Consider the following 14,484-nt stretch of genomic DNA (forward strand, 5'->3'; position numbering starts at 1 on the left):
ATATACACGAAAGCGATTACAATTTCTATATAAAATTAAAACTTTTCTGATAAAACAATATAAAAATTCAAATATTAAGAGCTCACAATACTAATTTGAGGAAAAAAAGGATTTATAAGGAAAAAACTCTTACATTTTTTTGTAAGAGTTAACGTATTTCTAATCTTCTAGATAAAATTGATAAACCGTAGTTTACAACAAAATACATACAGGCTGCTAGTATAAATGTCGGAATCATATAATTTACATTCTGCCCGCTAATAATTTGAGCATTATGCATAAGCTCTGGCAATGATATAACAACTGCTAATGACGTATCCTTTAACAATGAAATAAATTGACTAACAAGCGGGGGGACCATTCTTCTTAATGCTTGCGGCAAAATAATATGCCAAAGCGCTTGCACATACGTTAATCCAGAAGACCTTGCAGCCTCAATCTGCCCTTTTTCGATAGATAATAGACCGCTTCGAACAATTTCAGATATCATTGCCGCTTCAAATATTGTTAAAGCAACAATTGCAGCTGTTATAATTTCTAACTTCAATCCCGCTTCCGGAAGTGCAAAATACGTGAAAAATATAATTAAAAGTAGCGGTAAATTTCGAATGACTTCCACGATAAAGCCTAATATTTGTGAGACGACAGGTATTTTCGTATAGCGCAATATCCCTATTACACTACCAATAATAAAGCTAAGTACAATTGCTACGAGCGCTACCTCTAACGTTATGAGTAATCCTTTTAATAAAAAGAGGATATGATCACCTGTTATCGCTCCTTTAAAATCCATTTATACCGCCTCCTTTGCCAAGCGTTTTTCTAAATAACGCACTAGCATACTTAGCGGTATTGTTAATATTAAATAAAACATCCCGACAAATATATATACATCAAACGTAACGAACGTCTTCGTTGAAATTAAGTCCCCTTGATACATTAAATCCGTTCCAGCAATAATTCCGAGTATTGAAGAGTTTTTTACTAAATTGAGAAATTGATTTCCTAGAGGAGGAATGACGATTTTCATCGCTTGAGGTAAGACGACATGATACATCGCTTGCGTATAAGTTAATCCTGAAGAACGTGCTGCTTCCATTTGACCTTTCGCGACTGATAAAATACCAGCACGAATTACTTCCGCAATAAAAGCCGCTGTATAAACTGTAAGCGCAACTGTCCCTGCTACAAAACCGTTGAAAGTAATTCCTATTACAGGCAAAGCAAAATAGAAAATGAATGCAATTAATACGAGTGGAATATTTCTAACAAACTCTACATAGGCAGAGCCAATCCAATTCAAAATACGAATAGGTGAAATTCGCATCACTGCCATAACAATTCCTAAAACAAAACTTCCTATTAGCGCAACTACACTAGACATAACCGTATATTTAAATCCTTCTAAATACATATCAATGTTATTCGTTAATATAGAAAAATCAGGCACATATTCTCCCCTCTTTCTTTACAAGAAGAGGATGAGTACTCTCATCCTCTCACTCTTACTATTCATCACGAGAAATAAAGTTTCATTTTACTTCTCTTGTTTTTGACCAATCCATTTTTCATACAATTTATCGTATTCTCCATTCGCTTTCATATCTTTTAATAAACTATTAATCTCTTTCGTTAAATCGTCTGCACCTTTTTGTACTGCAATTCCATACGGTTCATCCGTGAAAATTTTCCCTACAACTTCATAATTAGAATCTTGTTTTGCCATTCCGTAAAGAATCGCATTATCTGTAGTTAAAACATCGCCTTTACCTGCTTTTAACGCTGTAAATGCCTCACTATAATTCTCAAACTCTAATACTGTTGCTTCTGGTGATTTTTGGCGAATGTTATTTGTAGATGTTGATCCTTTTACAGCTAATACTTTAACGCCTTGTTTTATATCATCAATGCTCTTAATATTGCTTCCTTTTTTCACAAGTAACGATTGTCCTGCTTTAAAATATACATCTGAGAAATCTACTTCTTTTTTGCGTTCTTCCGTAATTGTCATTGTCGCAATAATTGCATCAATATCACCATTTTTCAGCATCGGAATACGTGTTTTAGACGTTACTTCTTTCAGCTCTAGTTTCTTTTCATCACCAAGAATTTTTTTCTCAAGTGCCTTCGCGATATCAATATCGAATCCTTCTACTTGCCCTGTTGAAGGGTTTTTCAATCCAAATAAATTCGTGTCATTCTTCACTCCAACTACTAACTTCCCGCGCTTCTTAATTTGCTCAACAGTCCCGCCTTGTTTCGTATTCGTTTCTTTCGTCTCATCTTTTTTACTTCCGCATCCAGCAACGACAAGTACGAATAAACATGAAAATACGATTAACATAAACAACTTTTTCATTTTAAGCATAAAACTCCCCCTTTAATGATTTAACACTCTTCTTAAAAATAGACGTGCTCTTTCTTGTTCAGGATTTTCAAAAAATTGTGATGGTGTTGTATCTTCGATAATTTGACCGTCATCCATAAATAAAATTCTATCTGCTACCTCACGTGCAAATCCCATCTCATGTGTGACGACGACCATCGTCATTCCTTCTTTAGCCAGCGCTTTCATAACATCAAGCACCTCTCCGATCATCTCTGGATCAAGAGCGGACGTAGGCTCATCAAATAGCATAATTTTCGGTTGCATCGCGAGCCCTCTAGCAATAGCTACCCTTTGCTGTTGACCCCCGGATAATTGATGAGGATATACACCTGCCTTCTCCGGGATTCCTACTTTCTCTAAATAAACCATCGCTGTTTTTTCTGCTTCTTCTTTTGAAGTTTTATTTACTTTAATTGGTGCTAGTGTAATATTTTGCAGAACTGTTTTATGTGGGTATAAGTAAAAATGCTGGAAGACCATACCAATATTTCGGCGTAATTCATTCATATCTGTTTTTTTATTGTGTACGTCTGTATTTTGTACGATTAACTCTCCATCAGTAATCGCCTCTAACTGATTTATACACCGAAGCAATGTACTTTTTCCTGATCCTGAAGGACCAACAACTACTACCACTTCACCTTTTTTCACTTGCACATTAATATTTTTCAAAACTTGGAAGTTACCATAATATTTATTTACATTACGAAACTCTATCACCATACTCCCCCCTCTCCTAAACAAAGCATGTACATTCTTTTTATATTCAAAAATAGGCAAAAAAATAACTTTCATCTTCATTTTGTCCATAAAAAAGAGCAAAGGGATTTCCCTTTGCTCCTTCATTTCTATTCTCTTAAGATACTTCTTCTTTCTTGTCTTTCCCGTATTCATGCTCCCAGAAATCAGCATTTTTAATTCCTAATTTCTGCGGATCGAACACTGGATCTTTTCCTTCTTTTTTCTGCTTTTCATAATCCTTTAATGCGATCAATGCCGGTTTTTGTAATAATAGAATCGCAATAATGTTAACCCATGCCATAATTCCTACACCAATATCTCCTAAAGCCCATGCTGTTTCTGCTGTTTTTACACAACCGTAGAATACAACTCCTAAGAATACAAACTTTAGTACGATAGACATCCAAGGACGGTCTTTATCACGATTTAAGTAAGCTATATTCGTTTCTGCAATGTAGTAATAAGCCATAATTGTTGTAAATGCGAAGAATAGTAAAGAGATTGCTACGAAACCGTTTCCAAATCCAGGGAAAACAGATTCTACTGCTGCCTGTGTATAACCAGGACCTGGCTGTGCACCATTTAATTTATTGACGATAAAGTTTTTTCCGCTTGCATCAAATACGTTATACATACCTGTAATAATCATCATAAATGCTGTTGCTGAACAAACAAATAATGTATCAATGTAAACGGAAAATGCTTGTACTAACCCTTGTTTAGCTGGATGCGATACTTCAGCAGCTGCTGCTGCATGGGCCCCAGTTCCTTGCCCTGCTTCGTTTGAATAAATACCACGTTTTACACCCCAAGAAATTGCTAAACCAATAATCCCGCCAAAAGCTGCTTCTAATGCAAATGCACTTTTTAAAATTAACATGAAAGCGTCTGGTAGTTTTTCGATATTCATACCTACAATTACACAAGCTACTAAAATATAGCCAAGCGCCATAAACGGTACTACAACTTGCGCTACGTTAACAATTCGCTTAACTCCACCAAAAATAATAAGTGCTAATGCCGCTACTAATACCGCCCCGGATACAGAAGTATTAATACCAAAAGCTGTTTCTAGACTTACAGCAATACTATTCGCTTGAACACCTGGAAGCAGCATTCCTGTTGCAAGAATTGTCGCTGCGACGAACACTAATGCGTACCATTTAACACCTAGTCCTTTTTCAATGTAATAAGCAGGACCACCGCGGAATTGCCCTTGATGCTTCGTCTTATATATTTGTGCAAGCGTCGATTCTACATATGCAGAACCAGCTCCTAGAAAGGCTACCGCCCACATCCAAAATACAGCGCCTGGACCACCAAAGGCAACAGCCGTTGCAACACCGGCAATATTTCCGGTTCCAACGCGCCCTGATAACGAAAGTGCTAACGCTTGGAACGAAGAAACACCCGCATCAGACTTTTCTCCCTTAAATGTAAGCTTCACCATTTCTCCTACATGTCTTACTTGTAAAAACCTTGTTCGAATGGAAAAATATAGACCTACTCCTAAACATAAATAGACAAGTGCTGGACTCCAAACAATATTATTTATCCAACTTACGATAGCTTCCAACTTTCCCCCTCCTCCTTTATAAAGAATATTCAGAATGTATATAAAATTATAAGTGTATACCGAATCTATAACAATATTATTTTAATAAAGTAAACATATTTTTGTATAAAAAAACAAAGTATATATTTATTTTATATACTTTGTTCCCTTATATCTGTATTATATATTCACTATTGCCTCTTGCTTTATAATTCTTTCATACAACTCATCTGATAACTTTTGAAAATCCTCTGGCATATCTTTCCCCTTAAATTTCTTTTGAAGCGTACCGTATAGGCCTATATCACGTAACCGTAAAAATAACGGTAACGATTCATACCAACTATCCGCCAGCCTGTGCTCATATTCGTACCCCTTTCTTAACACTTGTAACTGTTTACGAGCAAATTCAGTCTTTTTCTCCAATGTCCACGGTGTAAAAAGAACAGAGTAATAAAGAACCATTGCTAAATCATGAATGAAGTAATTATAGGCAGCGTCATCAAAATCAAAGATTGTTAGCCCTTTTCCATCATAATGAAAATTACCTGGATGAATATCGCCATGCATAAGGCCAAACGTATCTCTTTCGATTGGAAGAGCCTTTATTTCATCCATTAATACAGTGGCAATCCCTTTCACCTTCGCATCTTCTAATCCGCTAACAATGCTACTTTCATCCTCTTCCCACGTATCACGGTAGTCAGTTTTAGGATAATCCATTGTAAGGCGATGCAGTTGTCCAATCGCTTTTCCCCAAGCTTCAAAGAAAGCATCTCCCCAATAAGCCGATTCTTCTCCTTTTACTTGCTCACCTTTTGCATATGTAAATAAAGACGCAAAAAAGAAAGTACCATCTTCCGCTCCAATTTCTTCTACAAGATTTTGAGATATTGAATTAAGAGGTCCCGCCACTTTCGCCCCATGCTCCGCAACATACCGTAAAAAATCTAGTTCGGCCTCTACCTCTTTTTTAGAACGATGAGAAGAATGAGTTAAGCGTAATACGTAATCTTCATTATTTTTACCCTTCGCCTTAAAAATATAATTTTCAAAATCACCAAGTGGCTTTTCTTCCACCGTTACATGATATGCCTTTGCTGCTCTTGCTAAAATTTCATTCGTAAAAACACGTTCTACCGCTATTTCCATTTGTATCCCTCCTATATATCTTCTTAATTCAACATAAATGTAAGAAGTACTGCTATGAAATTAAATAGTGCGTGTGCAATCATAGCCGATAAAATAGAATTTGTTTTTTCATATAACCACGCAAATACTACTCCGCTTAAAAAATTCACCGGTAATGTGTTATATGTTGGAATATGAACAACGGTAAATATTATTGAACTTATAATCACCCCGCCCCATATGCCATATCTATCACGAAAAAACGTATAAAAAACACCTCGATATAAAATTTCTTCATAGATTGGTGATATAACTGCTGCTCCAATTACCGCGATACAGAACGCATATATTGATTTATCATTTTGGATCGTCTCCGTTTTACTATTTTCAAAAGAAATCCCCAGTTTCTCCATTATCATTAATACACCAATACTAACGACAATCAAAGAAATAACCGCTACAAATGTCCACAAGAAATCTTTCCATGAAAGCTTCCGAATTCCAATATCTTTCCACGACAGTTTATATCTTTTTATGCAAAAAAGATAAACTACAAACGTAAATATCACTGCCATTATAAGTCCCATTAATACTCCAGCATATAATGAGTTCCCTAGTATTTTTAAAGCATAATCATAAAAAAGAGATTCAATCATTACTGGTACAATCAGAAATACGAAAACAAATAAATATAAAATTTCTTTCCATCCCCACATACATTTTAAAGTCATCTACACCATCCCCCTATATCCTATTTTCTTTAGTATAAAAGATGACGTAACGTAACTTTCAAGCTACTTTTTTTAAAAGAATATAAGCATAATTTTTTCATAAAAAGCAAAAATTAACAGTGATAATTCAATTCTAAAAGGGTGGGCCTTATGACAGAGCAAAGCAATAACCAACAAAAAAATAAAACGAAGCATATGTTTCCATCACTTTCGGAAAATGTTAATTACATTGAAAATAAGCTCTGCCATTCTGATGATATAAAAAAATTAGATGTTCCTTTTCAAAATGGAAAAGGAACAATCTTATATATCGAATCTTTAGCAGACCCAAATTTACTTCATCAATTAGCTCTTGAACCATTATTAACTCGATCTGATTTGTCTTTAGAAAAAGCTTTTTCTACATTGAATATGAAAAAAGAAACAAATTTAAATTATGGTGTGCAACTTTTATTACAGGGTAAATCATTGTATTTCCATGAACATGTCGAAAGCTTTTGTACTTTTGAAACAGCTTTATCTTTAAAAAGGGACATAAAAGAGCCTGACAATGAAGGTGTTGTACGCGGACCACATTCTGGTTTTGTAGAAGATTTAGCTACTAATTTAGCCTCCGTACGGAAACTAATTAAGAGTCCAAATTTAGTCGTTAAATATTTTATCCTTGGTGAAGAGATGCACACGAAAGTAGCAATTGTTTATATGCAAAATATAGCTAATGATGATCTCGTCACAGAAGTAAAAAGAAGATTAGAAACGATTAAGACAGACGCACTCATGCCACCAGGCTACATACAAGAATTTATAGAAGATACGTCTTTCTCACCATTCCCACAGCAATTAAATACAGAGCGTCCAGATAGAACTGTTGCTAATTTAATGGAGGGACGAGTTGCTATTTTATCAGATGGAGATCCGACAGCACTTATCGTTCCCGTTACATTATTTGCTTTTTATCAATCACCAGATGATTATAATAACCGCTGGATTGTCGGTTCCTTCGTACGAATGATCCGCTTAGTAAGTTTCTTAATCGCTTTTCTCTTACCAGCTATATATATCGCAACCGTGGCGTTTCATCCTGATGTGTTGCCACTCGAACTCGTTTATACAATTAAAGCTTCATTAGAGAAAGTACCGCTTCCTCCGATTTTTGAGGCACTCTTAATGGAATTGATCTTCGAATTATTACGAGAAGCTGGTATTCGTCTGCCGAGCCGCGTTGGACAAACAATCGGTATTGTAGGTGGTTTAGTAATTGGTGATGCAATCGTAAAAGCCGGCCTCGTTTCTTATACAATGATTATCGTTGTAGCTTTAACTGCAATTGCATCTTTTCTCGTTCCATCAAACGACATGAGCTCAGCGGTTCGAATTCTTCGTTTTCCGTTAATGATCCTTGCTGCTATATTCGGATATGTAGGGATTTCATTTGGCTTAATTATAACTTTCGTTCACTTATGTCAGCTTCATTCTTTTCATACACCATATCTTTCTCCTCTTGCACCGATGCGAATAAAAGATATGAAAGATTCTTTTGTAAGACTTCCAATTTGGTCATTTTGGGAACGACCACATGATCCAAAGCCGAAAAAAATGCAACGACAACATGTAACAAGAGAGGATGAGAACGGTGACAAACACGCAAAGTAAAATTTCACTTGTTCAATTTACCTTTTTCGTTATTCAATGCCAAATTGGAGTTGGTATACTTTCTTTACCAAACCGCCTTCACCCCATTGCGAAAGGCGGTGGGTGGATTTCTGCTCTCATCGCTGGTCTTACAATTCAACTTATTATTATACTTATGTGGCTTTTCTTAAAACGCTTTCCTGATGCAGATATGTATGAAAGTGTTTGTATGCTATTTGGTAATAAAATCGGAAAGTTATTAGGTTTTTTTTATGTTTTTTATTTTACTCTTATCGGTATGACCGTCATGTTAAACGCTTGTAACGTCATTAAAGTATGGGTCTTACAAGCCACCCCTTGGTCTGCAATTCTCATACTATTTACAATAGCTTGTTGCTACGTAGCCTATAATACATTTAAAGTGATTGTACGATTTTATGTCATGGCTTCTATTCTTATTATCCCAATGGCACTTTTAATTGCACTTGGGCTCACACGAGCTGATTTTTCTTATATTTTTCCACTTACAGAGGCTGGATGGTGGAATATTATTCAAGCATCTAAAGAAACAATTACAGCAATGTATGGCTTTGAAATTATTCTTATTGCTTTTCCAAAAGTAAATGGTAATCCTGTAGCAAGACTAAAAGCGATTTCTATTGCTAATGGATTTGTAACGCTTTTTTATGCTTTTACCGTCTGGATTTGCTTTATCGTATTTAGTCCAAAGCAAATTGAGCTTATTCCAGAGCCAGTTGCTTACTTGTTACGCTCCTTGCATATTGGGATTGTAGATCGGACTGATTTAATTTTCATACCAATTTGGATGATAACTGTTGTAGCTTCTATTGCTAGTTATTACTGCGCTGCTTCAATCGGAATTGGGCATATATTCAACCTTGCTAATCATAAAAAAGCTGTCCCTATTGTTGGACTTATTTCTTTTAGCGTCGCCTTATTTATAGACACACCTGAACAATTAAAAGTCATTGCAAATTTCACTGATAAATTCACCTATATTTTCATCGTTGTCCTCCCTCTTTTATTTCTACTTTATTCTGTAATAAGAAATAAGAAAGGAGAGCAGTATGTTCAAAAAAAGAGTTAAATTATTTTTTATATTATGTGCTAGTTCATTCCTTTCTGGCTGTTGGGATCAAGAACCATTAAGAGAAGCACGATTAGCTTATAGTCTAGGCTACGATATTACGGAAGAAAATAAGCTTCAGCAAACCATTGAACTTGTAAAGAGCTCAAGTGGTGAACAATCTGCATTCGAAAATGAAGTACATTCAGCAACTGGTCATAACGTACGAGATACTAGCGATGCACTAAAAAAAAACGTAACAGGTAACATTCGTTATTTTAAATATGGTGTACAACTGTTAGGAACAAAAATACAAAAAAAAGGTCTACTTCCATACTTAGATGTTGCTTTTCGCGACCCAACGAATCCAACCGCATTAGTAAAGCTTATTGCAGTTGATGGCGAAACTTCTAAAATACTCGAGAAAAAAAAGGTAGGAAACTTATTAATTGGAGATTTTTTAAAGAAAAAGATCAAAAGCTTAGAAGATATGAGTGTTTTTCCGAAAGAAACTTTAGAAACAACCGTAACAAAGATGCTAGACCCTGGTAAAGACTTCACCCTACCCTCGATAAAACTAAAAGGAAAAGAGATTATAACAAATGGAATAGCCTTATTTAATAAAGATAAATTAACAGGCCTTTTACCTTCTCGGCAATCCGTACTCTTCGTATTGTTAATGGGGAATATGGGGGACAGCGCACATATTACACAAAAGCTTACAGGAAGTGATTCTTCTAACACAGCAGATTATTTAGCATTTGAAATTAGAAATGGGAAACTAAAAAGAGAATTAAACATAACAACTGACAAAAAAGGAAATGTTTACGCCCATCTAAAACTGAAACTGCAAGTAATCGCCCTTGAAGCCCCAAGAGATAATCTTTACAAGATGGATGAAAGAAAAAAACTAAATAAAGAACTGTCTAAACAGCTTACGAAAGAAGCTCAAAAGATAACGAAAAAGTTACAAAAAGCAAATTGTGATGCTTTTGGGATTGGCAGACATCTTATCGCTTATCATCCTGATTTATGGAAGAAAAAAAATTGGAATAAAGATTATGCAAAAGTAAAATTCAAACCAGAAGTAGACGTGAACATTTTATATAGCGGTGTCTTAAAATAAAAAGGTTGTATGCCCCGCGGGCATACAACCTTTTTATTTTGTATATCGATATACTATTGATTCATAAGGTCTTAAGTTAAGATTTGTAATATCTCTGCTTGGATCTTTATAATTTGATACTACTACTTCTTGTTTCATACAATCCAATTGAACATGAACTGGTACAGAATACGTTATTTCTTCTCCGTAGAAGTTATTTATAACAAGTAATACTTCATTATTTACAGTACGTGTATACGCCCAAATGTTAGGATGATTTTCATCTAAAACATCATATTTTCCGTCTGTAATTATATCGTATTTTTTTCTAAGTTCAATTAACTTTTTATAATGATAAAATACAGATTCTTTATCTTCTAATGTCTTCTCTACGTTTATTTCTTTAAAGTTTTCAGCCACTGAAATCCAAGGTGTACTTGTTGTAAAACCACTATTCACCTCTCCATTCCACTGCATCGGAGTACGTGAATTATCACGAGATTTTTGTTTTAAAATCCCTATAATCTCTTCTTTTGATAATCCTTCTTCTAGCTTTATATCATATATATTTAACGATTCCACATCACGATATTGCTCGATGGACTCGAATTTAGGATTCGTCATACCGATTTCTTCACCTTGGTAAATGTAAGGCGTTCCTTGCAACATATGCATAGCTGTCGCTAACATTTTCGCAGATTCATTTCGGTACTTCTCATCATCACCAAACCGTGAAACGATACGAGGCTGGTCATGATTACACCAGAATAACGCATTCCATCCTCCGCCCTTTTGCATTTCAATTTGCCAATTAGACATAATTTCTTTTAATTTAATGAAATCAAAATCAGCTTTCGTCCACTTATCACCATTCGGATAATCTACTTTTAAATGATGGAAACTAAACGTCATGCTTAGTTCATTGCGCTCAGGATTCGAATATTTAATACAATTATCAATTGTCGTAGATGACATTTCTCCAACTGTAATTACATCTTTCCCTTCAAAAACATTTTGGCTCATCTCTTGTAAATATTCATGGACGCGCGGACCATCTGTGTAATATTTACGCCCATCACTTGTAGCCGTGGTGCCTTCATCACTTAAAAATCTTTGATCTTTTGAAATTAAGTTAATAACATCGAGGCGGAATCCTTTTACACCTTTCTCCAACCAAAAGCGCATCATATCGTACACTTCTTCACGAAGCTTTTCATTTTCCCAGTTTAAATCAGCTTGCGTCTCATCAAATAGATGTAAAAAATATTGCCCTGTTTTCTCATCATATTTCCAAGCTGATCCTCCAAATTTAGACTGCCAATTATTCTTTTCATCACGCCAAATATAATAATTTCGATACGGACTATTCTTATCTTCTTTTGCTTCTTTAAACCACTTATGCTCCGTTGAACTATGATTTACAACGATATCAAGCATGATTTCAATGTCACGTACTTTCGCTTCTTTTAAAAGCTCTTCAAACTCTTCCATCGTCCCGTAAGATGGATCAATGCTGTAATAATCACTTACATCGTATCCATTGTCATTTTGTGGTGATCGGTATATCGGTGTTAACCAAATATAATCTACTCCGAGTTCTTTTAAATAATCTAGTTTCTCTGTAACCCCTTTTATATCACCGGTTTCTTTATTGTAATAGCTATTAAAGCTCTTCGGATAAATTTGATAAACTACACTTTTATGCCAATCCTTCATGCTTAATTTCCTCCTACTTCTGTTTTACTCGTTTCGCAAATAACCATGTTAACGTAAATGGGATTACAACTGCGATGATCATCCCTACAATAAACATTGGAATCGATTTCGGAATGATAGAAATAAATGCTGGCAATCCGCCAATTCCGATTGCTGGTGCCAATACACCATTTAATGTAATAAATATCGCTGCTATAGCAGACCCAATAATCGCTGCATAGAACGGGAATTTATTTCTTAAATTCACACCGAACATCGCTGGCTCTGTAATACCGAAGTACGCTGAGATTGCTGATGTTGATGCCATACTTTTATCATTTTGATTTTTAGAAATCCAGAACATCGCTAGTGCCGCACTACCTTGTGCAATGTTAGAAAGAGCAATCATCGGCCAAATAAATGTACCGCCGTGCTGTGCAATTAGCTGTAAATCAATTGCAATAAACATATGATGCATTCCTGTAATTACGAGCGGTGCATATAATGCTCCAAATAATACTGCTCCAACTACTGGTACCGTTTCATATACGCCAACTAATCCAGCCGTTAATAAATCGCCAATATGACGTGTAACTGGACCGATAATTCCTAACGCTAACACACCCGTTACAACGATTGTTGTAATTGGTACAACTAATAATTGAATTGCGTTTGGCACATGTTTCTTTAAGAAGATTTCAACTTTACTTAATACGAATGCTGCTACTAAAATGGGTAAAATTTGACCTTGATACCCTACCTTTTCAATTTGGAATAGCCCTAAAATATCGAAGTACTCAATCTTTTGTCCCTCTAAGCCAGTCGCTGCTTTTCCATAATCCCACGCGTTTAATAAGGCCGGATGCACAAGCATTAATCCCATAACAATCCCTAGTATTGGACTACCACCAAAGCGCTTCGTTGCTGACCAACCAACAAGTGCCGGTAAGAATACGAATGCTGTATTGGCCATCATATTAATTAAATCCCAAAGCCCACCTAAGTTCGGATATACTTCTAATAAATTTTTCCCATCAAAAAATAAGTCCTTTGCCCCTAACAGGTTATTAATCCCCATTAGTAAACCGGCCGTAATAATTGCTGGCAAAATCGGCATAAATACATCTGAAAATACTTTTACAAACTTTTGAACTGGATTTAATTTTTTATCCCCTGAACCTTTTACGTCAGCTACTGTCGATTCTTCCATACCTGCAAGCGTTATCAATTCAGCGTATACTCGATCGACATCACCTGGACCAATTACAATTTGAAATACCCCAGCGTTATGAAACGCTCCCTTTACTAATGAAACAGACTGTAATTTATCATTATCTATTTTATTTTCATCTTTTAAAGCGATACGTAGCCTCGTTACACAGTGCGCAGCTTGTTCAATATTGTCTTTCCCACCAATATACTGCAACACTTCTTCTGCTGTTTTACGATAGTCTTTCCCCATATTCCCGTCCCTCTTTTCTTTTTTTGATACCGTTTACACTTACATATTAACTCGTATATATAAGTTAGTCAACACTCGTATATATAAGTTGATGATTTTTTTTATAAATAAAGAGATGGAACGATTATTTCGCTCCATCTCTTTATTTTCTTCGCGCCACATCCGAAAAGTGAAAAATATCTAAGCGGTGACGTGATTCCGTATATTCGAACTGACTCCCATCGTATAAATGAGTAAAGTTTTTTACAACGACAACATAGTCTGTTCCATTTAAATCTAAATACTTTCGGTCATCATCTGTACATGGTTGTACTTCAATTACCCGCTGTGAATAGCTGATATGTAGCCCTAATTCTTTCTCAATGTATTTATAAATCGATGTAGTTGCAATTTCTCTCGTTAATCCTGGAATATATTCCGATACAAAATGGTTTATATCTAAAATTACTTTTTCTCCATCAATATTTCGTACACGTTTAATATGATCTATTTCCGTTTTTTCTTTCACGTTTAATAGCTTTGCTATATCTTGTGTCGCTTTCATTTTCTCTATTTCCACGACTTCTGTAATACAATGACGTCCTAAACGTTCATTTTCTTCTTGAAAACTTACAATACCACCAAAGTTAAATTCAATGTTTTTGCGCTTTAATACAAAAACACCTTTTCCGTGTATTTTTTGAACATATCCACGCTCTTGCAATAAATCTACAGCTTTTCTTACAGTACCCCTACTTGCCTCATACTGCTTCATTAATTCCGTTTCTGATGGAATTTTACATCCTTCTTTTAATTGTTTATTATCAATAGACTTGCTGATTTCTGTATAAATTTGTTCATACTTACTCATCATCTACAATAGCCCCTTGTCACCTTCTAGTTCTATATGTATTATACCACGCTATACTCTTCTGCCAATCTCTCACTTATTTTCCAGTACAAGAAAACTATAGGTA

The 14,484-nt window shown here is 35.3% G+C and carries 13 protein-coding genes; 3 read left to right on the forward strand and 10 right to left on the reverse strand.

What is annotated here, in order from left to right; translation table 11 throughout:
• Positions 1 to 148 precede the first annotated feature (148 nt).
• The 7 genes from I6L50_RS01570 to I6L50_RS01600 form a co-directional block, all read right to left on the reverse strand.
• The gene (locus I6L50_RS01570) at positions 149 to 793 is read right to left on the reverse strand and encodes an amino acid ABC transporter permease (RefSeq protein WP_201034707.1); all 645 of its coding nucleotides are present in this window, start codon (positions 791 to 793) and stop codon (positions 149 to 151) included.
• Positions 794 to 1,450, reverse strand: a complete 657-nt coding sequence (locus I6L50_RS01575) for an amino acid ABC transporter permease (protein WP_061673994.1) — start codon at positions 1,448 to 1,450, stop codon at positions 794 to 796. It lies immediately after the preceding gene.
• A gap of 87 nt (positions 1,451 to 1,537) precedes the next feature.
• On the reverse strand, positions 1,538 to 2,368 hold the full coding sequence (gene glnH, locus I6L50_RS01580) for a glutamine ABC transporter substrate-binding protein GlnH (protein WP_219300199.1): 831 nt from the start codon (positions 2,366 to 2,368) through the stop codon (positions 1,538 to 1,540).
• A 12-nt stretch (positions 2,369 to 2,380) separates the two neighbouring features.
• Positions 2,381 to 3,235, reverse strand: a complete 855-nt coding sequence (locus tag I6L50_RS01585; RefSeq protein WP_307896958.1) for an amino acid ABC transporter ATP-binding protein — start codon at positions 3,233 to 3,235, stop codon at positions 2,381 to 2,383.
• 10 nt (positions 3,236 to 3,245) lie between these two features.
• On the reverse strand, positions 3,246 to 4,706 hold the full coding sequence (locus tag I6L50_RS01590) for an alanine/glycine:cation symporter family protein (RefSeq protein WP_002029764.1): 1,461 nt from the start codon (positions 4,704 to 4,706) through the stop codon (positions 3,246 to 3,248).
• 159 nt (positions 4,707 to 4,865) lie between these two features.
• Entirely contained in the window at positions 4,866 to 5,837 is a 972-nt protein-coding gene (locus I6L50_RS01595; RefSeq protein WP_219300203.1) for a phosphotransferase enzyme family protein, read from the reverse strand.
• A 23-nt stretch (positions 5,838 to 5,860) separates the two neighbouring features.
• Positions 5,861 to 6,547 (reverse strand): CPBP family intramembrane glutamic endopeptidase, encoded by a 687-nt coding sequence (locus tag I6L50_RS01600; protein WP_219300205.1) that lies wholly within the window; start codon positions 6,545 to 6,547, stop codon positions 5,861 to 5,863.
• 150 nt (positions 6,548 to 6,697) lie between these two features.
• On the opposite strand from I6L50_RS01600, the gene gerKA reads away from it, so the two are divergent.
• The 3 genes from gerKA to I6L50_RS01615 are packed head-to-tail and all read left to right on the forward strand — an operon-like array spanning position 6,698 to position 10,392.
• Positions 6,698 to 8,200 (forward strand): spore germination protein GerKA, encoded by a 1,503-nt coding sequence (gene gerKA / locus I6L50_RS01605; protein ID WP_219300207.1) that lies wholly within the window; start codon positions 6,698 to 6,700, stop codon positions 8,198 to 8,200.
• Entirely contained in the window at positions 8,181 to 9,287 is a 1,107-nt protein-coding gene (locus I6L50_RS01610) for a GerAB/ArcD/ProY family transporter (protein ID WP_219300209.1), read from the forward strand. Before gerKA ends, I6L50_RS01610 begins: the two co-directional genes overlap by 20 nt.
• A complete protein-coding gene (locus I6L50_RS01615) occupies positions 9,268 to 10,392 on the forward strand; it encodes a Ger(x)C family spore germination protein (RefSeq protein ID WP_219300211.1) in 1,125 nt (374 codons plus the stop codon). Before I6L50_RS01610 ends, I6L50_RS01615 begins: the two co-directional genes overlap by 20 nt.
• A gap of 33 nt (positions 10,393 to 10,425) precedes the next feature.
• Here I6L50_RS01615 and treC read toward each other — a convergent pair whose 3' ends face one another.
• The 3 genes from treC to treR all read right to left on the reverse strand — a co-directional run bounded on the left by treC (position 10,426) and on the right by treR (position 14,381).
• On the reverse strand, positions 10,426 to 12,087 hold the full coding sequence (gene treC, locus I6L50_RS01620) for an alpha,alpha-phosphotrehalase (RefSeq protein ID WP_219300213.1): 1,662 nt from the start codon (positions 12,085 to 12,087) through the stop codon (positions 10,426 to 10,428).
• 13 nt (positions 12,088 to 12,100) lie between these two features.
• Positions 12,101 to 13,528, reverse strand: coding sequence for a PTS system trehalose-specific EIIBC component (gene treP, locus I6L50_RS01625; protein ID WP_219300215.1), 1,428 nt, complete (start codon positions 13,526 to 13,528; stop codon positions 12,101 to 12,103).
• Positions 13,529 to 13,670: 142 nt separating this feature from the next.
• On the reverse strand, positions 13,671 to 14,381 hold the full coding sequence (gene treR, locus I6L50_RS01630) for a trehalose operon repressor (RefSeq protein ID WP_219300220.1): 711 nt from the start codon (positions 14,379 to 14,381) through the stop codon (positions 13,671 to 13,673).
• Positions 14,382 to 14,484: the final 103 nt, after the last annotated feature.

The organism is Bacillus sp. FDAARGOS_1420, assembly GCF_019344915.1.
Classification (GTDB): domain Bacteria; phylum Bacillota; class Bacilli; order Bacillales; family Bacillaceae_G; genus Bacillus_A; species Bacillus_A mycoides.

Bases quoted from the DNA above. Each gene is read 5' to 3' on its own strand.
- I6L50_RS01570 (WP_201034707.1), bottom strand. From the start codon at position 793: ATGGATTTTAAAGGAGCGATAACAGGTGATCATATCCTCTTTTTATTA.
- glnH (WP_219300199.1), bottom strand. From the start codon at position 2,368: ATGCTTAAAATGAAAAAGTTGTTTATGTTAATCGTATTTTCATGTTTA.
- I6L50_RS01585 (WP_307896958.1), bottom strand. From the start codon at position 3,235: ATGAAGGAGCAAAGGGAAATCCCTTTGCTCTTTTTTATGGACAAAATG.
- I6L50_RS01595 (WP_219300203.1), bottom strand. From the start codon at position 5,837: ATGGAAATAGCGGTAGAACGTGTTTTTACGAATGAAATTTTAGCAAGA.
- I6L50_RS01600 (WP_219300205.1), bottom strand. From the start codon at position 6,547: ATGACTTTAAAATGTATGTGGGGATGGAAAGAAATTTTATATTTATTT.
- gerKA (WP_219300207.1), top strand. From the start codon at position 6,698: ATGACAGAGCAAAGCAATAACCAACAAAAAAATAAAACGAAGCATATG.
- I6L50_RS01615 (WP_219300211.1), top strand. From the start codon at position 9,268: ATGTTCAAAAAAAGAGTTAAATTATTTTTTATATTATGTGCTAGTTCA.
- treC (WP_219300213.1), bottom strand. From the start codon at position 12,087: ATGAAGGATTGGCATAAAAGTGTAGTTTATCAAATTTATCCGAAGAGC.
- treP (WP_219300215.1), bottom strand. From the start codon at position 13,528: ATGGGGAAAGACTATCGTAAAACAGCAGAAGAAGTGTTGCAGTATATT.
- treR (WP_219300220.1), bottom strand. From the start codon at position 14,381: ATGATGAGTAAGTATGAACAAATTTATACAGAAATCAGCAAGTCTATT.